Source organism: Hahella sp. NBU794 (assembly GCF_050749805.1).
Classification (GTDB): Bacteria; Pseudomonadota; Gammaproteobacteria; order Pseudomonadales; family Oleiphilaceae; genus Hahella.
In genome coordinates, this window is sequence record NZ_CP192738.1 from 5,443,912 (window position 1) to 5,467,761 (window position 23,850).

Annotated in this window: 26 protein-coding genes; 17 read left to right on the forward strand and 9 right to left on the reverse strand. The window is 54.9% G+C overall.

What is annotated here, in order from left to right; all coding sequences use genetic code 11:
* Positions 1–4: 4 nt before the first annotated feature.
* Positions 5–454 (reverse strand): Spy/CpxP family protein refolding chaperone, encoded by a 450-nt coding sequence (locus ACQYWX_RS23675; protein ID WP_431686549.1) that lies wholly within the window; start codon positions 452–454, stop codon positions 5–7.
* Positions 455–690: 236 nt separating this feature from the next.
* Here ACQYWX_RS23675 and ACQYWX_RS23680 point away from each other — a divergent pair, with 236 nt between their 5' ends.
* Both ACQYWX_RS23680 and ACQYWX_RS23685 read left to right on the forward strand, forming a co-directional pair.
* Positions 691–1,371 carry a response regulator transcription factor gene (locus tag ACQYWX_RS23680; protein WP_431686550.1) on the forward strand — a complete coding sequence of 227 codons (681 nt, stop codon included), beginning with the start codon at positions 691–693 and terminating at the stop codon, positions 1,369–1,371.
* Positions 1,371–2,675: a HAMP domain-containing sensor histidine kinase gene (locus ACQYWX_RS23685; protein WP_431686551.1), complete on the forward strand. Its 1,305-nt coding sequence runs from the start codon at positions 1,371–1,373 to the stop codon at positions 2,673–2,675. Before ACQYWX_RS23680 ends, ACQYWX_RS23685 begins: the two co-directional genes overlap by 1 nt.
* Here the strand turns inward: ACQYWX_RS23685 and ACQYWX_RS23690 are convergent, their stop codons facing one another.
* From ACQYWX_RS23690 to ACQYWX_RS23710, 5 genes are all read right to left on the reverse strand, one after another.
* A complete protein-coding gene (locus ACQYWX_RS23690; protein WP_431686552.1) occupies positions 2,676–3,641 on the reverse strand; it encodes a PA2778 family cysteine peptidase in 966 nt (321 codons plus the stop codon). It lies immediately after the preceding gene.
* A gap of 81 nt (positions 3,642–3,722) precedes the next feature.
* On the reverse strand, positions 3,723–4,130 hold the full coding sequence (locus tag ACQYWX_RS23695) for a PA2779 family protein (protein ID WP_127973031.1): 408 nt from the start codon (positions 4,128–4,130) through the stop codon (positions 3,723–3,725).
* Between the two features lie 225 nt (positions 4,131–4,355).
* Complete coding sequence (locus ACQYWX_RS23700; protein WP_216738545.1) at positions 4,356–4,865, reverse strand: OmpA family protein; 510 nt, start codon at positions 4,863–4,865, stop codon at positions 4,356–4,358.
* Between the two features lie 18 nt (positions 4,866–4,883).
* On the reverse strand, positions 4,884–5,375 hold the full coding sequence (locus tag ACQYWX_RS23705) for a BON domain-containing protein (protein WP_431686553.1): 492 nt from the start codon (positions 5,373–5,375) through the stop codon (positions 4,884–4,886).
* 88 nt (positions 5,376–5,463) lie between these two features.
* Positions 5,464–5,766 carry a hypothetical protein gene (locus ACQYWX_RS23710; RefSeq protein WP_216738547.1) on the reverse strand — a complete coding sequence of 101 codons (303 nt, stop codon included), beginning with the start codon at positions 5,764–5,766 and terminating at the stop codon, positions 5,464–5,466.
* A 347-nt stretch (positions 5,767–6,113) separates the two neighbouring features.
* Here ACQYWX_RS23710 and ACQYWX_RS23715 point away from each other — a divergent pair, with 347 nt between their 5' ends.
* The 8 genes from ACQYWX_RS23715 to ACQYWX_RS23750 all read left to right on the forward strand — a co-directional run bounded on the left by ACQYWX_RS23715 (position 6,114) and on the right by ACQYWX_RS23750 (position 14,787).
* The gene (locus ACQYWX_RS23715; RefSeq protein ID WP_431686554.1) at positions 6,114–7,643 is read left to right on the forward strand and encodes a HAMP domain-containing sensor histidine kinase; all 1,530 of its coding nucleotides are present in this window, start codon (positions 6,114–6,116) and stop codon (positions 7,641–7,643) included.
* Positions 7,640–8,158: a hypothetical protein gene (locus ACQYWX_RS23720; protein WP_216738549.1), complete on the forward strand. Its 519-nt coding sequence runs from the start codon at positions 7,640–7,642 to the stop codon at positions 8,156–8,158. The genes ACQYWX_RS23715 and ACQYWX_RS23720 overlap by 4 nt, the downstream gene beginning before the upstream one ends.
* Complete coding sequence (locus ACQYWX_RS23725) at positions 8,155–9,513, forward strand: sigma 54-interacting transcriptional regulator (RefSeq protein WP_431686555.1); 1,359 nt, start codon at positions 8,155–8,157, stop codon at positions 9,511–9,513. The genes ACQYWX_RS23720 and ACQYWX_RS23725 overlap by 4 nt, the downstream gene beginning before the upstream one ends.
* A 222-nt stretch (positions 9,514–9,735) precedes the next feature.
* Positions 9,736–10,497, forward strand: a complete 762-nt coding sequence (locus ACQYWX_RS23730) for a methylamine utilization protein (RefSeq protein WP_431686556.1) — start codon at positions 9,736–9,738, stop codon at positions 10,495–10,497.
* Entirely contained in the window at positions 10,490–12,841 is a 2,352-nt protein-coding gene (locus ACQYWX_RS23735) for a putative bifunctional diguanylate cyclase/phosphodiesterase (RefSeq protein WP_431686557.1), read from the forward strand. Before ACQYWX_RS23730 ends, ACQYWX_RS23735 begins: the two co-directional genes overlap by 8 nt.
* Positions 12,787–13,722: a DUF3034 family protein gene (locus tag ACQYWX_RS23740; protein WP_431686558.1), complete on the forward strand. Its 936-nt coding sequence runs from the start codon at positions 12,787–12,789 to the stop codon at positions 13,720–13,722. Before ACQYWX_RS23735 ends, ACQYWX_RS23740 begins: the two co-directional genes overlap by 55 nt.
* A gap of 35 nt (positions 13,723–13,757) precedes the next feature.
* Positions 13,758–14,228: a group I truncated hemoglobin gene (locus ACQYWX_RS23745; protein ID WP_431686559.1), complete on the forward strand. Its 471-nt coding sequence runs from the start codon at positions 13,758–13,760 to the stop codon at positions 14,226–14,228.
* Positions 14,229–14,304: 76 nt separating this feature from the next.
* Complete coding sequence (locus tag ACQYWX_RS23750; protein WP_279507679.1) at positions 14,305–14,787, forward strand: FKBP-type peptidyl-prolyl cis-trans isomerase; 483 nt, start codon at positions 14,305–14,307, stop codon at positions 14,785–14,787.
* Positions 14,788–14,873: 86 nt separating this feature from the next.
* On the opposite strand, the gene ACQYWX_RS23755 is transcribed toward ACQYWX_RS23750, so the two are convergent.
* The 3 genes from ACQYWX_RS23755 to ACQYWX_RS23765 all read right to left on the reverse strand — a co-directional run bounded on the left by ACQYWX_RS23755 (position 14,874) and on the right by ACQYWX_RS23765 (position 17,100).
* Positions 14,874–15,764: a hypothetical protein gene (locus ACQYWX_RS23755; RefSeq protein ID WP_431686560.1), complete on the reverse strand. Its 891-nt coding sequence runs from the start codon at positions 15,762–15,764 to the stop codon at positions 14,874–14,876.
* 162 nt (positions 15,765–15,926) lie between these two features.
* The gene (gene maoP, locus ACQYWX_RS23760) at positions 15,927–16,268 is read right to left on the reverse strand and encodes a DUF413 domain-containing protein (protein ID WP_127973044.1); all 342 of its coding nucleotides are present in this window, start codon (positions 16,266–16,268) and stop codon (positions 15,927–15,929) included.
* 352 nt (positions 16,269–16,620) lie between these two features.
* Entirely contained in the window at positions 16,621–17,100 is a 480-nt protein-coding gene (locus tag ACQYWX_RS23765) for an SUF system Fe-S cluster assembly regulator (RefSeq protein ID WP_431686561.1), read from the reverse strand.
* Positions 17,101–17,398: 298 nt separating this feature from the next.
* On the opposite strand from ACQYWX_RS23765, the gene sufB reads away from it, so the two are divergent.
* From sufB to ACQYWX_RS23800, 7 genes are all read left to right on the forward strand, one after another.
* A complete protein-coding gene (sufB, locus tag ACQYWX_RS23770; protein ID WP_216738557.1) occupies positions 17,399–18,847 on the forward strand; it encodes a Fe-S cluster assembly protein SufB in 1,449 nt (482 codons plus the stop codon).
* A gap of 158 nt (positions 18,848–19,005) precedes the next feature.
* Positions 19,006–19,764, forward strand: a complete 759-nt coding sequence (gene sufC / locus ACQYWX_RS23775) for a Fe-S cluster assembly ATPase SufC (RefSeq protein ID WP_216738558.1) — start codon at positions 19,006–19,008, stop codon at positions 19,762–19,764.
* An 11-nt stretch (positions 19,765–19,775) separates the two neighbouring features.
* Entirely contained in the window at positions 19,776–21,095 is a 1,320-nt protein-coding gene (sufD, locus tag ACQYWX_RS23780; protein WP_431686562.1) for a Fe-S cluster assembly protein SufD, read from the forward strand.
* Positions 21,092–22,330, forward strand: coding sequence for an aminotransferase class V-fold PLP-dependent enzyme (locus tag ACQYWX_RS23785; RefSeq protein WP_431686563.1), 1,239 nt, complete (start codon positions 21,092–21,094; stop codon positions 22,328–22,330). Before sufD ends, ACQYWX_RS23785 begins: the two co-directional genes overlap by 4 nt.
* Before the next feature lie 13 nt (positions 22,331–22,343).
* Positions 22,344–22,709 carry a HesB/IscA family protein gene (locus ACQYWX_RS23790; RefSeq protein ID WP_216738561.1) on the forward strand — a complete coding sequence of 122 codons (366 nt, stop codon included), beginning with the start codon at positions 22,344–22,346 and terminating at the stop codon, positions 22,707–22,709.
* Positions 22,710–22,714: 5 nt separating this feature from the next.
* Positions 22,715–23,251, forward strand: a complete 537-nt coding sequence (gene sufT, locus ACQYWX_RS23795) for a putative Fe-S cluster assembly protein SufT (protein ID WP_279507667.1) — start codon at positions 22,715–22,717, stop codon at positions 23,249–23,251.
* Positions 23,252–23,315: 64 nt separating this feature from the next.
* Entirely contained in the window at positions 23,316–23,777 is a 462-nt protein-coding gene (locus ACQYWX_RS23800) for a SufE family protein (protein ID WP_431686564.1), read from the forward strand.
* Positions 23,778–23,850 lie beyond the last annotated feature (73 nt).

Below are 23,850 nucleotides of genomic sequence, written 5' to 3' on the forward strand. Positions count from 1 at the left end.
TTATTTACCAGTCTCTTCCCCCATGAAATCCGCGTTTACCGTGTTCTTCTATAAACTCTACCAGCGTGGCTTTCTGTTCTGGAGTCAGGGTGCTGTGGAGCCGGGTAAGAGTTGGCAGTACGCTGGCGACCGCTTCATTCATTTGCTGTTGATGCGCTTCGAACGCCGTCAGGATTTTTGCTTCATCCAGCTGCTCGCTGTTGATCTGCGCAATCAGCAAATCATGGGCGCCTTCCCGCTCTGCTTTCATTTTCTGTTTCGCCGCTTGGATCTGCGTAAGCAGTTCATCCAAGATGACCTGTTGTTCCGCATTGAGTTCAAGTTCATCGCTGACCCACTCTTTGGCGTGCTCCCAGCGTTTCTCTGGGTCATAGCGACAGGCCATCGCTCCTAAAGACATGGCGGCGACCAGTATCAACAACATTGGTTTTCTGACGTACTTGCCCATTTTCATAGCGCGTTTCCTCGTGATGTTTAACATGATGATCAACGTGCTCAGTGTAGGATTACGCCGGCGGGTATTCTTTTCACCGCCGTATCGGCTTGTTTCACTTTGTAACGATCTATCCCCATGATAAAAAAGGAGTTTCCCGGCAGAGAAACAAATCCTTGAAACTTTGCCGCTACAGCGCCGGTTACAGTCGCACTATCATGTAATTCCGGTTTCCCCTTTTTCCGCTACGAATGCTTATGAACTTGTTGCTGATTGATGACGATAATGACCTGGCGCGCCTGTTAAACCGCTACTTTCAGCGTTTTGGCTGGGAGCTTCGACACGCTTCCGCGCCGTCAATCGCCTACGCGCAATTAAAGCAAAGCCAGCCCGACGCGATTATTCTGGACGTCATGTTGCCGGAGGAAGACGGATTTGCCGTGTGCCGTAAACTTCGCCACGACTACACGACACCAATCATCATGCTGACGGCCCGCGGTGAAGTAACGGATCGTATCGTTGGTTTGGAGTTAGGCGCCGATGATTATCTGCCAAAGCCCTTTGAACCAAGGGAGCTCGCCGCGCGCATCCAAAGCATTACCCGTCGTCACGTATCGGTGGAAAAGCCCTCGCCTCTGATGCAGTTCCGCGATCTGGAAATTAACCCGACGACCCAGGAGGCGCTTGTGGCTGGACGCCCGCTTACACTGACCACGTCTGAGTTTCGCCTGCTTCAATTATTCGCCTCTGCTCCCGGTAAAGTGTTTTCCCGCGACGAGATTATGAACAACCTCAAAGGTACAGAAGTAGAGCTGTTCTCCCGCGCTATCGATATTACGGTCAGTCGCCTGCGTCAAAAAATGAAGACTAAAAGTAAGAGGGAGTTCATAAAGACTGTCTGGGGAGCTGGCTACCGATTTACCGGAGAAGCGCTGTAATGCTCAAACATAAACGAAAACGTCGGCACTCTCTGTCAGTCAGGCTGATTTTGATATTTCTGGCCGCCGCCTTTGCAGTCCTGGTGCTTATCGTGGCGGCTTTCCAGAATATTTCGCAGGAACGCGCCCATGTCTTCTGGAAAGATATTTTTTCGGATTACTTTTACTCCCTCAGCAAAGACATTCAGCCTCCTTACGACTCGGCGCTCATAGCCTCCATAGAGAACCGCACCCATACTCAGGTCGGCGTCCAGAATACCGATGGGGCCTGGATGTCCGAAACGCCTCCATTCGCCAGTGCAAACCTGGAGTTTCGCGACGCCGGCGATGGGCGTATCGAGTACACCCATTGGAGACGCTACTTTGTCCTGCGTATTCCGCGCCCCGACGCCACCATCTATTTCTACGCCAGACCATTTGAGGGCGAGAACGGCCTGACGCTCACCGGCGTCGCCCTGCTGCTGTCGATCTTGCTGGTGATCTTTCTCTGCTTTCTGAGCATTAAACGGTTACTCAAGCCTATCGGCTGGCTGAACCAGGCTGCGCAAAAGGTGGCTGGCGGCGACTTCCAGCAACGCATCCCCACCCTGAGGCAGGATGAGCTGGGGCAATTGAGCGACACCTTCAACACCATGTCCGCACAAATTGAATCCATGCTTAACGCCAAACGGCAGTTGTTGCTGGCTATCAGCCATGAGCTCAGATCCCCCCTCACCCGAATGCGCGTCGCTGGCGAAATGATCGATGACGAAGAACAGCGCGATGAACTGGTGCGTGAAATACAACATATGGACAGACTGATCACAGAACTGCTGGAATGCGAAAGGCTGGAAACAGGCCATCACGCGCTCCAGTTGCACGACGTCGACGCGGCCAAACTGTTACGCGAGCTGATCGATGAACGCTTAGCCAGGCAGCGCGACATGATCAGACTGGATTGCTCCGCAAATAGCCAGGCGTACCTGGACCCTGTTCGCTTCAAACTGCTGGTGGCCAATCTCATAGATAACGCGTTGAAGCATGGAGAGGGCAAAGACGTTGTCGCTAGTTGGCGACAGCTACCGGATCACGGCGAATTGATTGTCGAGGACAAAGGACAAGGCGTCGAACCGGAGCACTTAGCGGCGCTGACAGACCCCTTCTATCGCGGAGACCGGTCACGCGCTCACACTGGCGGCCTTGGATTGGGGCTCTATCTATGTCGACAAATCGCCAAAGCCCATGGCGGCGAACTGCGTATCGACAGTGAGAGAGGCAAGGGAACTCGCGTCACAGTGGGGTTCCCGTTAAACAGCGGTAGTTAGTTACAGGCCGGGGCATTTAGGAATCGCACAGGAGGCGACCGCCTTGCGCGCCAAGATACTCGCCACATCCTTCGCCGTAGTCGAGATAGTAGCGTCGTCAGGGGCCAGCACACTGGCGCATTTCGCTGCTTCTTTCGCAACCTCGCATCCTTGCTGGGCAAGCGCATAGGACAGATTATTCCAGCCTTCCGCCTTCTTTGGTTGCAGCGCCACCAACTGTCGAAAAGCGGCCTCCGCCACAGCGTAATCTTTGGCGGCATAGGCGAGATTCCCCAATCCCAGCTGCAAAATAACGGAGTCCGGCCAACGCTTCACCGCCGCGGCGTAAGTGGCGCGGGCCTGCTGCGGATGTCCGGTATTCGCCAAGTCCTGCGCCGCCTTTGCGACAGGAAAAGGCTCTCCTGTGGCAGGCAACTCACCGGTGGGCAAAATGACCCGCGCCCAATAGCCGCCATTTTTCCAGGTACGCTCAAAGGTGCGCAGCAACAGCGTTTCACGCTCAGTGACGCCTGAACGCAGAATGATTTCCGCGCTGGCGAAGTCATATCCGATCACCACAGCGAAATGCCAAACCGGGCTCCAGCTCAACCCCAGGTTCTGAAACACCAAAACAGGGTGTCCAGCAGCCACTTCGCGCAGGATATTCTCCATTTCAGGCTGCAGTGGATAGGCGAGTCGCCCATAGCTGCGGGCCGCCGCTACCATTTCCACCTGAAAACTCCCCTGCCGGTCCGGCACATACACCAAACCAACCAGATCGTCAGGAACAACGGGCTGTTCGGGTGTTGTCAGCACCGTCGCCAATGCCGCGGGGCCACACTGATATTCAGACTGGGGATAAAAAGGCGTTGCGGTAAGTTCCGCCTGAAAGGGGATATCGCTGGGCGGTTCCGCCATCAGCGCCGCCGACTGCGGCAGAGAGCCGCAGCCAGAGAGCGCCGCGACGATTACAACTATAATCGCCACGGCCTGTGCGTGTATTTGCTTAAACAATGTCCGAACTACAAACAACGTTTATCGCCAAACCGCATAGAAGCTCAGCGCACCTTAACGGCCGATGGGCTTGATAACTGGGAAAATATTGGTGGCGCCCAGCAGATCCAGCACGATCAAGATCACAAAAATAACCAGAATCACGCCCAAAGCAGAGCTGGCGCCTGCAGGCATTTCATTGATTTGCTTGTTGAACTCCGCGATTTCATCCGCAGTCATGTTCGCCACGCGAGCTTCAACGTCTTCCTGGCTTACGCCCAGGCTCAGCAACACTTCTTTCGCCTCGTCAGAGCCGGTAATACGCATAATCTGCTCGCGATCATAGTTTTGTTGCTCAACCTGAATCTGAGTATCAGTTGAGACCATCGCCGCACGCACCGCAGCACTCTGCAAGCTCAATACGAACATGCTCATGCTCAGCAATACAGCGGTAATTTGCTTAATCAGGCGTTTGGATTTCATAGTCATTCCTCATTTCTTAAGTAAGAGATTCGTTGGAGTTATTACTGCGACATCGCGTCGCGTTGACGAAAGAAACAGAATTCTAAGTGTCGCAACGGAATTGCGAAAGTGCAAACGCCCTGCTGCGAGATATTTATTCACACCAGGGCGCTTACATGGTTTCCGACGCCGGACCTGCGGCGTCGGCAGCTCAGGTTACGCAATCCGTCGCGAACTCAGAGCTGATTAGAGGCTCGCGCCCTGTGGAACAATCTCCACGCGACGATTCATCTGACGGCCTTGCTCATTTGAGTTTTCAGCCAGAGGTTGTTCTTCGCCGTGAGGAACCACTACGAAATCAACCTGTCCGGAAACCAGATTGCGCAATGCCTGTACGGTGCTGTTGGCGCGATCAGCGGACAGCTTGCGGTTGTAGTCTGCGGAACCTGTGTCGTCTGCGTGACCGTGTACTTCAACACGGTTGTAAGCGCCTTCCTGGATATAGCTCGCCCACTGCTGCAGGTCGCCTTGCTCGCCAGCGCCAATCTTGGCGGAGTCGAAAGCAAATTCAATATTCGCGCTTGGCATTGGCGCTGCTTCCACTACGGGCTCTGGCGCCGGCTCAACCACAGGCTCTGGCTGTGCTGGTTCAATCACTACCGGCTCTTCAACCACAGGCTCCGGCTGGCTGGACGCACACGCGGACAGACCAATCACAGCAGCCGCCAACAAACTGAATTTAGACAGGTTTTTCATGTTTTTTCCTCATTTCTACTATCTAATTGCGGGGCAACCATTCCTTAGGCGGCTCCCTATCTTTGGGCGCCCGGTTAAATCACCAAGCGGTTTCTGTAATTCTCTTCCACCCGTCCCTCTCCTCATCCCAAACTCAGTACGGGGAGATATCCCCTCATCGCGAGCCGGCTCAAAAGAGGGATCGGCTTCCTGGCGTTCTTCGCAAGTCAGCAGTCGGTTATCCACCCGGGATACTCCATCGACTGAAAGCGCAACCTGCTCCGCCAGCACTTTTTCTATCGCGGTGTCGACATCGCCTTCTAACACGGCCCTGTCGCGAATCACCGTCACCTGGATTGCGAAGGCGCGCAATGCCGGGTTCAATAAATAGCGGGTTTGAATCACCCCTTCCTTCCACCCTTCGGCGAAGGGGCTGCGTCCGTTGTCATTGGCTTTGGCGACCGTCGCTGCGGCGGTAAGCGCCACCAGGACGAACATCTTTAGCCATTGCGTAACCGTTCTCGAACACATATTGCTTCTCCCTTACAGCCAACCCGACGGCCCCTCCCGGGCTCGTTAGCTTCTTCAGCCATATAACTCTTTAAGCACTACATTAGCGCTACGAACTGATCTCCGGCGTGGCGTCAGACTTTACAGACGCCGACTTGTTATGCGCCGAAGACATAAAGTCCGCATACTCAACCAGGGAGATATCTCCGCTCCGATCCATATCGAACATCTCAAAAGCATCAATCAAATCCTGTCGATTCCGCGCCTCAAAGCGGGTGATCAAGGCGTCCGCATCCTTGTCCATTTCCACAAACCCTGGGATGGTGATGTCGAACTGATTGTCGACCGTCGCCGCCTGCGCTCCGCTAACTGCAGCGCACAGCGCCAGAATTATGGTCAGCAGAGATTTCATGATGCGGCTCCTCTTAAGGTCGTGAACTAATAAAGTCATGGACAAGTATCAGTAAATGGATAAGCGACTTGGTTATCGCCAGTCCGATTAACAATACAAGAACACTAACAATTTTCGATCCACAAAAAGTTTAACCATTTAAAATCAAATAGTTAAAAACATTTTCATTTGTTAACGCTTTTTCCTCAAGTTTGTAAACTGTTGCCTAACGGACACAGACCGTTTTGCCACAACACCTATAAATTCATATATTTCAATAAGTTAATGTGTTGCTTTTTTGCAACTCTAGGAATAAAGAAGAAAACTCGGTATGGTTGCGAAAACTTTCCGGATTGCAAAAACGACCAATGGGTTTTCCTTTTTACTCTATCTCTCTTACCCGGCAGTGGGCCCTGGGCATGCTACTGGCCGTGGCGCCGCTGATCGTGGCGGTTGGCTACGCGATCTGGTCGATGGACAAGCACAACCGTCGCCAGAACGAATTGGTGGAATCCACCGCTGCGATTAACCGGCAAATGTCAGCTTTACAAGAATTAGTGAAAGAACTGGAACGCTCTGCGCGCCAGTTTGTGGTCTTGCAGGACGCGCGCTTCGAGAAAATCTATGGCGAGAAGTACGCCAAGTTGCAGGAGCAGGCGACGGCGCTGGAGCGTAACATCGGCTCCGCCAAGATGAGCGACATGGTCAGTCAGTTGCTGCGGGTCACCCACCGGAGCGCGCTTTCCATCAACTCGCCAGCCAAGCGCGACGCCGCGCCTGAGCAATTGTCGACGCCCAAAGGGGTTGCAGCCGAAGAGACCCTCAATGAAGTCGTAGGACCTGAGTTTGAAGCAAACAGTCTGGGGCGTCTGACGGCTATTTTTAACAGCGCGGCGGAGATTACCTCCAATATCACGGCTCTCGCCAATGAGGCCATGAACGCCTCCCTGGCGGAGCAAAAAGAGGGCTTTCGCACCACCCAATGGTGGCTGGCGATTCTGGGCTTGCTCGCCCTGCCGGCCTCCTTTGTGATCATGGTGATCTGGTCCTACGTCATAACGCGCCCCCTGAACAACCTCTCGCAGACAATACGCCGCATCGGAGAGGGCGAACTGGAAGGCTGCGCCAAAGTGGAAGGACCGGAAGAATTTCAGGTGCTGGGAAAGCGACTGGAGTGGCTGCGTGAGAACCTGGAGCTGATTGAGCAACAGAAAAGCGCGTTTTTGCGCCACGTTACTCACGAACTGAAGACCCCGCTGGCGGCGATTTTCGAAGCCAGCGCGCTGTTGACGGAAGAGATTCCCGGCCCACTGACCAGCGAGCAGAGAAAAGTGGTGGAGATCCTGTTCGATAACGCCATCCGCTTGCAGGAAATGATTCAACAGCTCCTGAATTTCAACAGCGTCCGTCTGGCCGCCGGCGGCCCACGCCAGACGCTGGAGCTGCCTGAGTTCCTGCATAAGTCGATTGAACGCTACCGTTCGCTGGCCAACGCCAATCAGGTTTACATAGAAATACCCAAGACCTCCATCGAGGTGGAGAGCGACCCGGTTCTATTGGAGATGATCTTCAATAACCTGCTCAGCAACGCCATTCACTTTTCTCCACCCGGCAGCCGCATCGCTCTGGGGTGGGGGAAAGAAGAAGCCGATGGCGAGCAGCCGAGATGGTGGTTGGAAGTTCGCGACCAGGGACCTGGAATTTCCAAACATGACAAAGAAAAAATATTCACGCCGTTCTTCCAGGGCGACAATAAGCGCCAGGGAGCGACGAAAGGAAGCGGACTCGGGCTGGCGATCGTCGCCGAGTGCCTGCGCCATCTTGGCGGCGACATACAGGTCATGGACGAAGAGCCCAATGGGGCCCGCTTTTATATCAGTTTCACGGATTACACATGACAGCATTGAACTCAAGAAAAGTGATTTTTTCCCTTGGCGTCGCCCTGGGCCTGCTGGTCCAGTCAGGTTGCAAAAACCTGGCGTTGGTGACGAACGCGGTGGGAGGCGATCCCAACTCGCCGCTGTTGCTTGAGCGGGTTCCCAACCCTGACCTCGCCGATATCCTTGAGCAACGCGACAAGCACTGCCAAAGAAGCAAAGAAGCCCGCTCACGACGCCTGGAGCGCATGACGTCCAAACACCGGGCGGAAGCGTTCGAGACCATTATGATCGCCAGTTGCGAGCCGGATTATTATCCCGGCGTCATGCAAACTGCATTGCAGTCACTGCGTAAGTATCAGGATTGGAATTGGGGCGCGCAGAGTTTCATCAAGCTCATGCAGGACGTTTCTGACTCCCAGCAGCGCATGCTGGCTTATAACCAGAAGCTGAAGTTGAAGCTCGAACAAACTATCGAAGCCATAGGCGCCATCGAAGAAGGCATTAACCAACGTACGGAAGAGTCTCCCAAATGAACGATCCTATCGCCAGCAACAACGATATTCTCGTCGTCGATGACGACTCCGGGTTACTGCAATTGATGTCCATGCGCCTGAAAGCGCTGGGATACGCCTCCCGACTGGTGGAAAGCGGCGAGGAAGCATTGCGGGAAATTCGCCGCAAGCAACCGATACTGGTGATATCCGACCTGAAAATGGACGGTATGGACGGCATTCAACTGCTGGAGCATATCCAACGGGACTGGCCCGGCACCCCGGTCATCATGCTGACCGCCCACGGCTCGATTTCAGAGGCCGTAGTGGCCACCCAAAAAGGCGCTTTCGCTTTCCTCACTAAACCCGTGGACCGCGAAGAGCTGCGCACTACCATTGAAAAAGCCCTGGTTGGCCACTCCGCCAACGAAAGCGCCGCCAATGTATTTCAATCCATCGTCACCCGCAGCGCCAAGCTCTACCAGCTACTGGAGCAGGCGAAAATGGTGGCGCAAAGCGACGTTAACGTCCTGATTCAAGGCGAAAGCGGCACCGGTAAAGAAGTGCTGGCGCAAGCGATTCATGACGCCAGCCCGCGCCGGGACAAGCCATTCATACCGATCAACTGCGGCGCCATTCCGGATGAGTTGATGGAATCCGAACTGTTCGGCCATAAAAAAGGCTCTTTCACCGGGGCCGTTCGCGATCATGTGGGCCTGTTTGAAACCGCTGACGGCGGCACAGTATTCCTTGACGAGATCGGCGACATGCCCATGCATCTGCAGGTCAAACTGCTGCGGGTTCTGCAGGAGCGCAAAATCAAGCCTATCGGCTCCACCACCTATATCGACGTGGACATTCGCATCGTTTCCGCCACCCACAAAGACCTGCTCAACATGATTGAAGAGCAGACATTCCGCGAGGATCTGTACTACCGGCTCAACGTCGTCAATCTGGTGCTGCCGCCTCTGCGCGAGCGCCGTGAGGACATTCCCCTGCTGCTGAACCATTTTATGGAGCGCGTGGCCCAGCGCTACGGCCAGAGCTGCAAGCGCATTGCGCCTGACGCTCTGGACGCCCTGATTTCCTACTCCTGGCCAGGCAACATCCGCGAACTGATCAACCTGAGCGAGAAGTGTCACGCCCTCAATGCCGGCGCCGTTATTTCCCGCCAGTTGATTGAGCAGGCGTTGCCCCGCTTCCAGCGCGAACAGAATCAGGAGGTGACGCTGTCCGAGGCCAAGCGAATCTTTGAGAAAGAGTACGTGGAAAAGCTGCTGAGCATGACCAACGGCAACATCCCGGAAGCCGCCCGCATGGCGGATCGCAATCGCTCAGATTTCTACAAAATCGTGAAAAAGCATGGTATTGACCCCGAACTGTATAAAGTGGGTTAGTAAACCTCTCCGCCAGCCCCTGCCTACCTCACTTCCGGTATCCAGGGGCGTCCGTTGACGTCTCCTCATTCGTAAAACATTGAAACAGTTCGTACCTGCGGACTTCGTCGCCAAAACCCTTTGCTATACTGAAATTCATCAAGAGATTTAGGGTCTGTTGACGTTTCGGCGTCGTCACTGCTGCGCTTGGGAAACCGTCAATCAAGGCGTGAGGAACGAAGTTTGGTAATTCCAAATGAGCGACGTGTAATCAGGGGCCGCATCGACCCAGCCCGAGCCGCCATATCCCCCGGTCGTCTCTGTCGAGCGTTGGCGCTGACGTTCGCCCTGGCGAGTCCGACGGTCGCAGCGCAAACGCTTCATTTCCTGGCTTTGAGCGATAATGACGTTCCTGTGGCGGACGCGGTCATCAGCCTGCCTGCAGACCAAAGGTCGTCCCCCGCCCCGGCTTATGATGGAGCCCCCGCCATCATGGATCAGGTGAAGAAGCAGTTTCGGCCCAGAATTCTGGCCGTGGCGGCCGGCGCGCAAGTAGCGTTTCCCAACAGTGATAACGTTCGCCATCATGTCTACTCCTTCTCTCCCGCCAAGGTGTTTGAACTGAAGCTTTACAGCGGTCAGCCGGAAGCTCCTCTGCTGTTTCAGCAGCCCGGCGTCGTGGTGCTGGGGTGCAACATCCATGACAGTATGCTTGGCTATATCTATGTCGCGGAGACGCCCTACTTCTCCCAGACCGACGCATCCGGTAAAGCGACGTTGACCTTTCCGGACGCCAAGCCCGCACCACAAGACATTTTGGTCTGGAGTCCCGAGCTTTCCATTGATTCTCAAACCATATTGCGACTGTCTTTATCTGAGCTTCCTACCAGCGCCGCGGATCGCGACGCTTACATTATCCGACTGAACATGCAGGGAAATGGCGTGGAACGTACGCAGGGCAAGTCCGGCTTCGGCGGCAAATTCCGCAAGCAACAGCATGAATAGTCTGCGTAACCAGATACTTCTGCTCTCCGTCAGCTTAGTCTGCGTGGCGTCGCTCACTATCCTGGGCGCCTATTGGATATCCATCGGCCACTACACTAGCGACCGCATCAATCAGGATTTCAGCGGCGCCGCCAAGGTGTTTGGACAACTTCTTGAATCCCGGGAAGTGCAATTGACCACCACCGCCGAGGTGCTCACCTCGGATTTTGGCTTTAAACAAGCCGTGGCCACCCGGGACACGCAGACCATCCAGAGTGTTCTCAACAATCACAGCGAGCGCATCAGCGCCGATCTGATGCTGCTGCTTGATCTGAGCGGAACCCTGCAGGCGTCCACTCAGGATTCGCCCTCTCCTATCGCCAAATTCGCCCATCAGGATCTGCTGCGACAAGCTTTAACTCACAGCGGCGCGGCGGCCTTTGTCGCCTACCAGGGAGAGCTGTACCAGATGATCATTCTGCCGGTTTACGCACCAGCGCCAATCGGGTTCGCCGCTATTGGCTTCCGTCTGGACAGCGAACTGGCGGAAGAGTTGCGACAGATCACCAATGTGCACATTTCCTTTGTGTGGCGCGATCAAGGCGCCGCCAAGGTGGTGTCCACTCTGTCCCGCGATCAACTGGAAGAAGCGCTGCGCGCTCCGGAAACCATCCCTGACACGCTATTGTCCCTGATCCAGCAAAAGCAAACCTTCAGCAGTAAACGTCGTCCGCTGTCGGGGATGGGCGACAGCGCCATCGAAGCCGTACTGACCGTGCCCCTACACAACGCTTTTGCAGAGTTCTCGATACTGCGCGATCGCATCCTGTTGATATCCGCATTGACGTTCCTGCTGTCCATCGCCGGCAGCATGGTGCTGTCACACAACCTGACCAAGCCGCTTGGCCGCATGGTGAAAATCGCCAGCGACCTGTCTCGCGGCCAATATCGCAATCTCACCCCCATTTCTATCGCCACCAGTGAAATCAAAACCCTGTTCCAGGCCTTCATCAAGATGGGGTCGGATATCGAAGAGCGGGAATACAAAATTACCTATCAGGCCACTCACGACGGCCTCACCGGTTTGTTCAACCGCAACAAAGTGATCGCGGAAGTCGAAGACGCCCTCAGGCGGCACAACGCCCCTTTCCTGATTATCAGCCTGAACATCAACGGCTTTAAAAACATCAACGACACCTTTGGCCCGAAAGTCGGCGACGACTGCCTGCGCGCAGTAGGCCAACGACTGGTCGAGTTCATTCCTAAAAACCCCATCTGCGCGCGCCTAGGCGCCGATGAGTTTTTGTGCCTGGTGGACGTCTTTGGCAACGAGAACGCCCGCACCATCTGCGATAAATTGCTGGCCCATCTGGCCCGTCCGTTTAAGGTGGATGACTTACGTCTGGCCCTTTCATTCAGCATTGGCGTGGCCCAATACCCCGAGCATGCGGCGGCGGCCGAGGAACTGTTGCGTCGCGCCAGCATCGCTCTGGACAAAGCCCGCAGCGAACGTTGCGCTCTGCGCTTTTATGAGTCTGGCGAAGACGAAGCTCACCTGCGCAGACTGCAACTACTGCAAGACCTGAAACTCGCCATTGCGGAAGACGACGGACAGCTTTGCATGTATTACCAGCCCAAGATGCACCTGGCCTCTGGCCGGGTCGACAAATGCGAAGCGCTGATTCGCTGGAACCATCCCGAGCAAGGCTTTATTCCCCCGGACATCTTCGTGGAGCTGGCGGAGCAAGCCGGGCTTATCGCGTCCCTCACCGACTGGGTGACGCGCACCGTCATCAATCAGGTCGCAGAGTGGCGTGACCAGGGCATCGATTTACAGGCGGCGATCAACCTGTCAGCCCAGGACTTGGAGCGCGATGAGTTACTGGACAACGTGCTGAGCCAGTTGGAGACGTTGAAGCTGCCCACTCGCGCCGTTTCCTTTGAGCTGACCGAAAGAGACATGATGAGCGACGCGGACCACGCTATCGCGCTCATGCAACGTTTCCGTCAGCGCGGATTCACCTTGTCCGTAGACGACTATGGCATTGGCTATTCTTCCCTTTCCAAACTGAAGCAAATGCCGGTGTCGGAGATCAAAATTGATAAAAGCTTCGTAATACCTCTGGAACAATCCGCCAGCGACAAGATTATCGTCCGCTCCACGATTGAGCTGGGACATAGCTTTAACCTCAAAGTCATTGCAGAAGGCGTTGAAACTCAACGCAGTATGGATTTGCTGGCGGAAATGGGGTGCGACTATATTCAAGGTTACTTTCTATCCAAACCCATGCCTGCAAAGGAACTGGCTCCATGGCTACGACAACGCGCGCAGCAACTTCCCACTCAAGCTTTCGGCAAGGTCTAAGTCGTATTTTTCATCGATGGCTTTTCTCTCCTGGTGCACTAATTCGGATCTGCACGTTAATCATCACCGCAATTGCAACGCTTCCCATCGCCCACGCCGGAGAAGGTAAAATTCTGGCGGCCCCGGGCGTCACGCAGATCGAAGGCAGCGCTGGCGGCGGCCTGACGCCCTGGGCGGTATTGGCGGGCTACGCCTCGCGGGACGACATCGCTGGCAGCGTCTTCAGCTCTCGCGTCGGCGTCGACGATTACCGCCTGGATGTATGGGGCGGCGCGCTGAACTTCTATGACCGGGTAGAGATCAGCGTCGCGCATCAGAAGTTTGACCTGAAACAGGCCGGCGCGGAGATACGCCAGGACATTTATGGCGCCAAAGTGCGCCTTTACGGCGACCTCATATACAGTGAATGGCCCCAGGTCAGCACAGGCGTTCAGTACAAGCGTCTGCAGGACACGGCGATCGCCAAGGCGGTCGGCGCCGCGGATGAGGAACATGGAACGGACTTTTATCTAACCGCCAGCAAACTGCATCTTGGCGCTGTCGGCGGATACAACCTGCTATGGAGCCTCGGCGTGAGGGCCACCAAGGCCAATCAACTGGGCCTGCTCGGTTTTGGCGGCGACAAGCGCGACCGCTACAGCGCCCAAGTGGAGGCCGCCATCGCCGTCCTGCTTAACGCCCATGTCGCAGTCGGGGCGGAGTACCGCCAAAAGCCCGATAACCTGGGATTCGCTGAAGAGGAAGACTGGAGCGATGTTTTTATCGCGTATGTTCCCAACAAGCACGTGAACATCACTCTGGCCTGGGTAGATTTGGGCGACATCGCCGGCCAGGATAACCAGCGGGGCGCTTATTTATCCCTGACCGGCTATCTATGGTGAGCCTCCCATTGACTCTCAGCGTGCGGAGAACACAGATGACGCAAGCCAACTCTCAAGCAAGTTCGATACTCCGTGATGCGACAAAAGCCATCGCTATCACACTCACCGCGGCGACGTTACACCTGACCGGCTGCGCAGGCGTCACTCAGGATGCCTCTTTATATCGCGCACTGGGTGGCGAACAAGGAATCGCTCGTTTGGTTGACCGCTTCGTGGAGGAAATCAGCTACTCCGAAGATATCGCGCCCTTCTTCGCCGACACAGACCCCGACCGCTTCAGAGAAAAACTGTCTGAACAACTCTGCAATATCAGCGGCGGTCCCTGTGAATACACCGGCGACAGCATGCGCGACAGCCACGCCGGGATGTCGATTTCCGAAGCGGACTTCAACAAAACCGTAGACTTGCTGATCAACGCCATGGACAAGGAAGGCGTGCCTTATCCCACGCAAAATCGATTGCTGAAGCGCCTCGCGCCAATGAGGAAGGACATTATTTATCTGTGATGAACGCGTCTGCAAAATTGCTGTAACCGGCGCGCAATTGCGCTAAAATTCGGCCAGATTTTTACGGAGACCGATTATGGCGATTAGCAAAAATAAAGTGGTCCAGTTCCACTACGTCCTGAAAGACCAAGAAGGCAAAGAACTGGAAAACACCTACGAAGACGAAGTCATTACCTACTTGCACGGCTATGACAACGTGCTGCAAGGCTTAGAGGAAGCGCTGGAAGGCAAAGACGCCGGCGACAAGTTCGAAATCACCCTGCCCCCGGAAAAAGCCTTCGGTCTACGTCAGGAAGACAGCATCAAGCGTATTTCCAAAAAGTATCTGAAGCATGCGGGCCGTTATCAGGTTGGCGACGCCATCCCGGTTAAATCAGAGCAAGGCGTGCAAGTGGTCACGGTCATGAAAATCGGCCACTCCATGGTCGACGTCGATATCAACCACCCTTACGCAGGTCAAACGCTGACTTTCGCCCTGGAAGTCGTCAGTCTGCGTGATGCGGAGAAAGAAGAAATTGATCACGGCCACGTACATGGCCCTGGCGGACACCACCACTAAGCGTTGCCCGCTCCAGCCAGCGCTTCCGGTTCAACATTCACATTCGAGTGAAGATCAATGGAGCGCTGGACAGTTTCAGCGTCGCATCAGCCGACGCTAAACGCCATCACCAGCCAAACAATCGTCAGCGGCGCCAACAACAGCAATGGAGCCACTTTCGACGCATATCGCAGTTGTTCATCGAAAGACTGCCGCACGACTTCAATAATTCCCGGGTCCCATAAACGCGCCGGCTTGCCTTTGCTCTCATCTGGATGCGCAGTGATGCGGGTCTCGCTCAGTACGCCGCTTTCCAGAAACGCCTTCGAAAGATTTTTCCCCTTACCCACAGACGCCGCCACGATATGGTATCTCTGACGCAGCCAGTCCACAGGCTCAGATTTCGCGCATACGCCAAGCGTACGCGGCAGATCCATCCCCGCTTGTACGCATAACCCCAAATTCAGCAGATACTGATACACGCTGCGCGCCACGACCAGTGACCGAATCTGAGGGAAACGGGAGGCCGCATTCCAGAAACGCGAATCCGGCTCCACCCAATTACGCAGGAAAACCGGCGCCAGCCGCACGCCGATAACCAGCCCCGCCACCGCCGCCGAGGCGCAAACACTCATGGAAGTCAGCGTTGTCTGGGCACCAAATGCGAAAAAATACAGCAGGTAGGCCAACGTAAAGCAACACAACAACCAGGAACCCGCCACCCAGGCGGATAACTGACGGGATGAGCGCCCAATCAGCACGTAATAGTCACACAGGCGGGCGAAGACTTCCGCGATACGCAAAGTGGCGAGACCAAACTGAATAAAGCGCACTTCCCACGGTAAGAACACTCCACTTTCACGGATAAGCTCCAGCAATGGCTTATCCGCCTCTTGCCTGACGCTCTCCGCCAGTTGATTCAATTTAGCCGTGTAGCAGCGCGGCGAAATGTCAGCGGCAGAGTCGAAAACCCCGGGAAATTTTTCGCCGTTCAGCATTGCCTGTCCCAGATTGGCAAACAGCACAGCCCGATTGGCGGGTAATAATTCTGAATATGACATTGAATGAGTATAGAAAAGGATTCTGCATGGAAATGCAGTTGAGTATAGAGTCGAGAAAGAAAAAAGGCACTGTAAAGCGCCTTTTTTCAAGAGTGAGCGTCAATCGGTTTCGACGTCGGTAAAGTCGCCGCCCTCAGACATAGCGAACGCCATGCCAGTGGTGTAGGACACGCGTTTGGTGCTGATATGCTTGAGATACTTGATCCACACCTTTTCAATGTCCGTCCCAGGCGCTCTTTCACCTCTCAACACTGTCAGAAGTTGTTCTTCCGCCGGTGTCGCAGGTTTGCGATTGCCGTTTGTGAGCTCTTGCAATGCATACCCGGAACGCTCCAGCAAATCCGCTTCTTTCTTGGAAAAGAAACCAGACCGGCTGAATCCTCTGGGAAAGTGCTTCGTATCGTAAAACACTTTACTGCTTGCAAAATCTTTTTGGTTCATAAATCAACCCCTTCCGCAAGAAGCATAAAACCAAAACCCGGATACTAAGCTAAACCGCTTGTTTCCCGGCGATTACTGTAAGGATAGTCCATATTGTTGGGCGCGATTATCTGCAAACAATGCTCTGAGTACAACCAAAAATTGCGCTTATAGGAAAAAAGTCTTGATTTTTTATTTTCTTTCTGTAACCAGACGCCGAAAAGCGCCTAAATAACTGGGCTGCGAGGAAATTTCGGGATTGGTTAAAATTCAGAAATAATCAGAATTAAATCGCCGTTAGAGCCAAATGCGCTAACTTTGAAACGAATGGATATATGAGCGGATAGATATGAGTGATGAAAAGTGTGCGCTTCTAAGAAGCCAGCTCGCTCAGCATAACGAGCTCAACGTCGTCGTCCGTACGCACTTTGCTAATGACATCGGCCTTGCTCAGTCGACGAGACATATCGCGCAGCGTGAGACGCTCAAAAATCTCATTGACCGTCTGGTTGATGACTGACCAGTTGCTGTGCACCGTACATGCATGCATGACGTCGCAGACGCGCTCTTCAGCGCAGCAGTCAGTCAGCGCCACACCGCCTTCCACAGCTCGGAGAATGCGCGCAATGCTGATATTATAAGCCGCGTCGGAAAGACAGTAGCCGCCTTTGACGCCGCGCTCGGAATGAACGACGCCGCCATCCACCAGCAACTTCATGATTTTGCGCACGGTGGGTATGGGCAACTTGGTCTGATCGGCGACCTGATCCAGTTTGACCAGATCCTTACCTGGCTCATCCAGAGCAGAGGCGATCAACAACCCATAATCGGCAAGTCTAGCTAAGCGCAACATAATTGAAGTCCTGTATCAGCTTCATAAACGCATGGCTCGGGATCGCCAAACGAACCCGCCGCGTAAGGAATACACGCCTTTTCGATTCTAACCGCATTCCCGATTGATTACCAATTTAGTATTGATTTGAAATGGGCTTTTCAGTACCCTAGCAATCAAGTCAAGAATAAGAAAACTCTGATTTGTCAGCGCTCTTAGCCACGGTGAAAAGGCTAAAAAATTCCAAGCGCGGATGACTCGGAGCTTTCTTTTATATGCGCGCTGTTAAAATACTCTTTTCGATCATCGAGGCCCTCTCATGAGCACGCCAGAAAACTCAGTTGACCAATATATCAAACGGGAATACCAGGCCGGCTTTATCACCGACATTGAAAGCGAAGCCCTGGAGCCGGGATTAAACGAAGACGTTATCCGCTTTATCTCCGCTAAAAAGAACGAACCCGAGTTCATGCTCAACTGGCGTCTCAAGGCCTATCGTGAATGGTTGAACATGGTTGAGCCGCAATGGGCTCACGTGCACTATCCCAAAATTGATTTCAACGACATCATCTATTACTCCGCGCCCAAGTCACAAAAAGACGGCCCAAAGAGCCTGGATGAAGTCGACCCTGAATTGCTGAAAACCTACGAAAAGCTGGGCATCCCCCTACACGAGCGCGCCGCCCTCGCCGGCGTTGCGGTAGATGCGGTATTCGACAGCGTTTCCGTCGCCACGACCTTCAAAGAGAAACTGTCTGAAGCCGGCGTTATCTTCTGCTCCATTTCTGAAGCAGTCAGAAATCACCCTGAACTGGTGGAGAAGTATCTCGGCAGCGTGGTTCCTGTCCGCGACAACTATTTCGCCGCCCTCAACTCCGCGGTTTTCAGCGACGGCTCATTTGTCTACATTCCCAAGGGCGTGCGCTGCCCGATGGAGCTGTCCACCTACTTCCGTATCAACGCGGCGAAAACCGGGCAGTTCGAACGTACGCTGATCATCGCCGACGAAGGCAGCTACGTCAGCTATCTGGAAGGCTGCACCGCCCCCATGCGCGATGAAAACCAGTTGCACGCCGCCGTGGTTGAACTGGTGGCGCTTGAAGGCGCGGAAATCAAATACTCGACCGTACAGAACTGGTATCCCGGCGACGAAGAAGGCAAAGGCGGTATCTATAACTTCGTCACCAAACGCGGCCTGTGCGCCGGCGCGCATTCCAAGATTTCCTGGACCCAAGTGGAAACCGGATCGGCCATCACCTGGAAATACCCCAGCGTCGTGCTGAAAGGCGATCACAGCGTCGGCGAATTCTACTCCGTCGCTCTGACCAACAACCTGCAGCAGGCGGACACCGGCACCAAGATGATTCACATGGGTAAACACACCCGCAGCACCATCATCTCCAAAGGTATTTCAGCCGGCCGCAGCGACAGCAGCTATCGCGGCCTGGTGAGAATCGCTCCCAACGCCGAAAATGCGCGCAACTATACCCAGTGCGACTCGCTGCTGATCGGCAGCAAATGCGGCGCGCACACCTTCCCTTACATCGAAAGCAAGAACAACAGCGCCGTGGTTGAACATGAAGCCACCACCTCCAAAGTGAGCGATGAGCAGTTGTTCCTGTGTCGTCAGCGCGGCATTGACGCAGAACGCGCTGTGTCCATGATCGTCAACGGCTTTTGTAAGGAAGTATTTAAAGAGCTGCCCATGGAGTTTGCGGTGGAAGCGGGCAAGTTGCTGGAAGTCAGTTTGGAAGGCTCCGTCGGCTAATAAGCGGCGGAAGCATAAACGCCTGCGGCGGGCTGCGATGCGCAATCAAGCAGCCGCCAAAAGCAGGCAGCGAATATTTGATGAGTTAAATTCCGCGACCTAATAGACCAATTAAAGCGGCGGTCGCAGAGTTGTCTTTCTGATACATGGGATCAAACATGCTAAGTATTAAAGACCTTTACGCTCGGGTAGAAGAAAAAGAGATTCTGAAAGGACTGACGCTGGACGTGAAGCCCGGCGAAGTCCACGCCATCATGGGCCCCAACGGCTCCGGCAAAAGCACCCTGACCCACGTATTGTCCGGGCGCGAAGGTTATGACGTCACTTCCGGCGAAATCAATTATTTCGGCCAGAATCTGCTGGACATGGAGCCAGAAGAACGCGCCCGCGAAGGCATATTCCTGGCGTTCCAGTATCCAGTGGAAATCCCTGGCGTCAGCAATATTCAATTCCTGCGCACAGCGATGAACAGCATCCGTAAGCATCGCGGCGAAGAAGAACTGGACGCGGCGACTTTCCTGAAACTGGCCCGTCAAAAGATCGGCATGGTTAACCTGGACCCTGACTTCCTCAAGCGCGGCGTCAACGAAGGTTTTTCCGGCGGCGAGAAAAAGCGTAACGAGATTCTACAAATGTTGATGCTGGAGCCCAAGCTGGCGCTGCTGGATGAAACCGACTCCGGCCTGGACATCGACGCCCTGCAAGTCGTGGCCAACGGCGTCAATGCACTGCGCAGCCCTGATCGAGCCGTGGTTCTGGTGACCCACTATCAGCGTCTGCTGAACTACATCGTACCGGACTACGTACACGTTCTGGCCAACGGCCGCATCGTCAAATCCGGCGGTCGTGAACTGGCTCTGGAACTGGAAGAGAAAGGGTACGGCTGGTTGAACCTGGACGACGACAAAGTAGCGTAGGCGAGGTATTCATGGCGACCCAAAGCAACCCCTACGCAGACTTTCACCGCCAATGCGTGGAAGCCTCGCAATCCTGGAGCGAACAACTGGGCGACAATCTGCGCTGGCTTGACGACGCCCGCAGTGAAGGCCGCAGCCTTTTCGCCGGTCTGGAGCTTCCAACCCGCAAAACAGAAGCCTGGCGCTACACGCCTATCGCCCCCATCGTGCAGGGCGATATCCTGCGTTTGCGGACAACGGAATCCGCTGACGCTCCGCAAGGCATTACTGGCGACTTCTATACTCTGACATTCCATAACGGTCAGCTGGCCGCATCCAATATCGACGACTCCGCTCTGGAAGTGATCCCCTTCTCGTCAGCGGACGCAGCCGGTCAGGCGCTGATCAAAGAATATCTGGGCAAAACATTCGACGCCGCCAAGCACCCCTTTGCCGCATTGAATGCAAGCACGCTGCAGGACGGCGCGCTTATCCGCGTCAGAAAAGACAGCAAAGCGATCAAGCCAGTGCAAATCGTTCATACTGCGGACGTTTCCGGCGAAGCGGCTTCCAGCTATAACCGCGTGATCGTGGTGGTGGAGTCCGGCGCCAAACTGGAGCTGCTGGAAACTTATGTCGACACTCATGAGCGCAAAGTTTTCCAAAACACCGTGACGGAAGTGTTTCTCGCCGCCAACAGCACAATGACGCACTACGCGTTGAACTGCGAAGGCGCGAACCAGATTCATACCGGTTGCGTGTTCGTCGAACAGCAAGGCGGCAGCCACTACGAGCAGCATGCTTTCGCCACCGGCGGCGCACTGAAACGTCGCGACATCAATGTGAAATTGCTGGGACAACTGGCGTCCTGCAAGCTGAATGGCGTTTATCTGGCGGGCGGTCGTGAGCATGTGGACTTCCACACGACAATCGAGCACGTGGCCCCGCATTGCGTCAGCGAAGAAACCTACAAAGGCATTATCAACGGTAAAGGCAAAGCGGTGTTCAACGGCCGCGTGCATATCCACCGTGACGCCCAGCAGTCTTCTGCGGCGATGAACAACAATAATCTGTTGTTGACCAATACCGCCGAGGTGAACACCAAGCCCGAGCTGGAAATTTACGCCGACGACGTCAAATGCGCGCACGGAGCCACCGTGGGCCAGTTGGACGACATGGCGCTGTTCTACTTTCAGTCCCGCGGCATCACCCGGTCTGACGCGCACCGCATGCTGAGCCGCGCGTTCGTGGAGTCCGTCATGGCGGAAATGGAGATCGAAACGGCTCACGCCTACGTACTCGAACTGGCGGAGCGTTTCTATAATGAAGGAGCGCAGGAGGCTACAGCATGACCCAGGCGATTAAACGTCCCTTTGATGTTCTGTCCGTCCGCGAGGACTTCCCTATCCTGCAACAGCAGGTGAACGGCAAACCTCTGGTATACATGGATAACGCAGCCACGGCGCAAAAGCCGCTGGCGGTTATCGAGGCGATGAACACGTATTATCGGGAGTTTAACGCCAACGTGCATCGCGGAGCCCACAGCTTGAGCGACCGCGCGACAGGCGAGTTTGAAGCCGCCCGAGATAAAGTGCGCGCCTTCGTCAACGCACCGTCTCGTGAAGATATCATCTGGGTGCGCGGCGTCACTGAAGCCATTAATCTGGTGGCGCAATCTTACGCCCGCAGCACCCTGCAGCCCGGCGACGAGATTATCGTCAGCCAGCTTGAACATCACGCCAATATCGTGCCCTGGCAGATCGTGGCGCAACAGACTGGCGCTCAGGTAAGGGTCATTCCGATTACGCCTGACGCCGAGCTGGACATGGCCGCCTATCAGGCCCTGCTGAACGAAAAAACCCGCATCGTCGCGGTGAACCATGCGTCCAACGCGATGGGCACCGTGAATCCCGTCAAAGAGATGATTCGTCTGGCGAAAAGCGTCGGCGCGGTGACGTTGATAGACGGCGCACAAGGCGCGCCGCACCTTGAAATCGACGTGCAGGATCTGGACTGTGACTTCTATGCGATTTCCGCCCATAAAGCGTTTGGACCTACCGGCATCGGCGCTCTATACGGCCGCAAAGCACTGCTGGAAGCCATGCCTCCATATCAAAGTGGCGGCGAAATGATTGAGCGCGTGTCCTTCTCCGGCACCACGTTCAACGTACCTCCTTTTAAGTTTGAAGCTGGTACGCCAGCCATTGCTGAAGCCATCGGTTTCGCAGCGGCGCTGGACTACCTGAGCCAGTTCGACAAAGCGCAACTGAAAGCCCATGAAGACAGCCTGTTGCAACTTGCGGCGGAGCTGGCGCCGAACGTCCCCGGCTTACGTCCGGTGGGTACGGCGAAAGACAAAGTTTCCGTTTTTTCCTTTTTGGTGGACGGCCTGCATCCCAGCGACCTGGGCACACTGCTGGATCAACAAGGCATCGCCGTACGCACCGGACACCATTGCGCGCAGCCATTAATGGACTGCCTTGGCGTTCCCGGCACCACCCGCGCCTCTTTCGCGTTCTATAACACCCGCGAAGAGGTTGAAAAACTGTTCGCCGCCCTACAGAAGATAACCAGACTGTTTATTTAGGAGATAGACCACTATGTCCGCGCAAACCTTTACGCCTGAAGTGGGATTGCGTATCACCGACGCTGCGGCTCAACACATCCGCAAGCAGTTACGCCAGCATCCCGACGTCCAGGGTTTTCGCCTGGGCCTCAAAGCCAGCGGCTGCTCCGGCTTTAAATATATTGTGGATCTGGTTAAGGCCCCTTCCGACGATGATCGCAAGTTCGTGCTCGCTGACGACATTCCTGTTTATGTTGACGCCAAGAGCCTGCCCTATATTAATGGCGCTGAGATCGACTTCGTCAAAGAAGGCCTGAATTACGCCTTCAAGTTCAACAACCCCAACGTAGACTCATCCTGCGGCTGTGGGGAAAGCTTTTCCATAAAAGAGGACGCCTGATCGATATGGAAAGAGAGGTTGTACTCACCAAACGGGACTGCATCGCGCGCCTGGTTCCTGCGGGCACGGAGATCACCATCCCGGCGGATACATTCGTCACCATCACCCAGGCGCTGGGCGGCACGTTCACCGTTGTCGTCAACGGCAATCTGGCCCGAGTTGAGGGCAGAGACGCCGACGCGCTGGGCAAAAACGTCGCAGACTTTAACTTTGACGACATCACGGAAGGCGAAGTCAACGAACGTCATGTCTGGGAAGCATTACGCGCCGTTTTCGACCCGGAAATTCCCGTAAACATCGTTGACCTTGGCCTGGTGTACAACGTCGCCGTCAGCAAAGAAGACGGCAAGAACTGCGTTAATGTAGAGATGACCCTGACGGCGCCCGGCTGCGGTATGGGGCCCGTCATCGCCGATGACGTAAAACATAAACTCACGCTGGTACCCAATGTGGACGAAGCGCGAGTGGAGTTGGTCTTCGATCCTCCCTGGAGCAACGACATGCTCAGCGAGGAAGCCAAACTCGAACTAGGCATGCTATAAGCTAACCGCAGGCGCCAAGTTCACCGCCTGCAGACAATGAATCAAGCAGACAGAACCAATAACCATGACCGCTGTAGACCAAGCCGATATTTTCACCGCCAACCCGCTGGGAAAAGACACCACCATCGCAGACATCAAAGACAGTTTTGAGTTTCTGGATGACTGGGAAGAGCGCTACGGCTACGTCATTGATCTGGGCAAACAGGTCCCCGCGATGCCGGCGGAACACAAAGTAGAGGAAAACTTTGTGCACGGCTGCCAGAGCCAGGTTTGGTTTATTCATCATCTGGACGCCGCATCCGGCAAGATGTACGTCCTGGTCGCCAGCGACGCCATGATCGTACAAGGCCTCGCCGCTGTCGTAATGTGCGCTTTCAACGGCAAGTCCCCACAGGACATCGTAAGCTTCGATATGGACGCCCTGTTCACGGAGCTGGACCTGATGCGCCACCTGAGCCCCACTCGCGGCAACGGTCTGCGCGCCATGGTGAAAAAGATCCAAGACGCCGCCCGCAGCGCTTTATAGCAGGCAGCCATGTGGACGGCCAGTTGCGGACGGCCAGTTGCGGACTGGCTAATCATCCAAGGCGAGGAATCTG

What these genes read in the sequence shown, in the direction of transcription:
- ACQYWX_RS23680 (WP_431686550.1), top strand. Translation starts at nt 691, where the DNA reads ATGAACTTGTTGCTGATTGATGACGATAATGACCTGGCGCGCCTGTTA.
- sufD (WP_431686562.1), top strand. Translation starts at nt 19,776, where the DNA reads ATGGCGACCCAAAGCAACCCCTACGCAGACTTTCACCGCCAATGCGTG.
- ACQYWX_RS23750 (WP_279507679.1), top strand. Translation starts at nt 14,305, where the DNA reads ATGGCGATTAGCAAAAATAAAGTGGTCCAGTTCCACTACGTCCTGAAA.
- ACQYWX_RS23765 (WP_431686561.1), bottom strand. Translation starts at nt 17,100, where the DNA reads ATGTTGCGCTTAGCTAGACTTGCCGATTATGGGTTGTTGATCGCCTCT.
- ACQYWX_RS23725 (WP_431686555.1), top strand. Translation starts at nt 8,155, where the DNA reads ATGAACGATCCTATCGCCAGCAACAACGATATTCTCGTCGTCGATGAC.
- ACQYWX_RS23710 (WP_216738547.1), bottom strand. Translation starts at nt 5,766, where the DNA reads ATGAAATCTCTGCTGACCATAATTCTGGCGCTGTGCGCTGCAGTTAGC.
- ACQYWX_RS23705 (WP_431686553.1), bottom strand. Translation starts at nt 5,375, where the DNA reads ATGTGTTCGAGAACGGTTACGCAATGGCTAAAGATGTTCGTCCTGGTG.
- ACQYWX_RS23755 (WP_431686560.1), bottom strand. Translation starts at nt 15,764, where the DNA reads ATGCTGAACGGCGAAAAATTTCCCGGGGTTTTCGACTCTGCCGCTGAC.
- sufC (WP_216738558.1), top strand. Translation starts at nt 19,006, where the DNA reads ATGCTAAGTATTAAAGACCTTTACGCTCGGGTAGAAGAAAAAGAGATT.
- ACQYWX_RS23685 (WP_431686551.1), top strand. Translation starts at nt 1,371, where the DNA reads ATGCTCAAACATAAACGAAAACGTCGGCACTCTCTGTCAGTCAGGCTG.
- ACQYWX_RS23785 (WP_431686563.1), top strand. Translation starts at nt 21,092, where the DNA reads ATGACCCAGGCGATTAAACGTCCCTTTGATGTTCTGTCCGTCCGCGAG.
- ACQYWX_RS23735 (WP_431686557.1), top strand. Translation starts at nt 10,490, where the DNA reads ATGAATAGTCTGCGTAACCAGATACTTCTGCTCTCCGTCAGCTTAGTC.
- ACQYWX_RS23720 (WP_216738549.1), top strand. Translation starts at nt 7,640, where the DNA reads ATGACAGCATTGAACTCAAGAAAAGTGATTTTTTCCCTTGGCGTCGCC.
- ACQYWX_RS23715 (WP_431686554.1), top strand. Translation starts at nt 6,114, where the DNA reads ATGGGTTTTCCTTTTTACTCTATCTCTCTTACCCGGCAGTGGGCCCTG.
- ACQYWX_RS23700 (WP_216738545.1), bottom strand. Translation starts at nt 4,865, where the DNA reads ATGAAAAACCTGTCTAAATTCAGTTTGTTGGCGGCTGCTGTGATTGGT.
- ACQYWX_RS23790 (WP_216738561.1), top strand. Translation starts at nt 22,344, where the DNA reads ATGTCCGCGCAAACCTTTACGCCTGAAGTGGGATTGCGTATCACCGAC.
- ACQYWX_RS23740 (WP_431686558.1), top strand. Translation starts at nt 12,787, where the DNA reads ATGGCTACGACAACGCGCGCAGCAACTTCCCACTCAAGCTTTCGGCAA.
- ACQYWX_RS23695 (WP_127973031.1), bottom strand. Translation starts at nt 4,130, where the DNA reads ATGAAATCCAAACGCCTGATTAAGCAAATTACCGCTGTATTGCTGAGC.
- sufT (WP_279507667.1), top strand. Translation starts at nt 22,715, where the DNA reads ATGGAAAGAGAGGTTGTACTCACCAAACGGGACTGCATCGCGCGCCTG.
- ACQYWX_RS23745 (WP_431686559.1), top strand. Translation starts at nt 13,758, where the DNA reads ATGACGCAAGCCAACTCTCAAGCAAGTTCGATACTCCGTGATGCGACA.
- ACQYWX_RS23800 (WP_431686564.1), top strand. Translation starts at nt 23,316, where the DNA reads ATGACCGCTGTAGACCAAGCCGATATTTTCACCGCCAACCCGCTGGGA.
- ACQYWX_RS23675 (WP_431686549.1), bottom strand. Translation starts at nt 454, where the DNA reads ATGAAAATGGGCAAGTACGTCAGAAAACCAATGTTGTTGATACTGGTC.
- maoP (WP_127973044.1), bottom strand. Translation starts at nt 16,268, where the DNA reads ATGAACCAAAAAGATTTTGCAAGCAGTAAAGTGTTTTACGATACGAAG.
- sufB (WP_216738557.1), top strand. Translation starts at nt 17,399, where the DNA reads ATGAGCACGCCAGAAAACTCAGTTGACCAATATATCAAACGGGAATAC.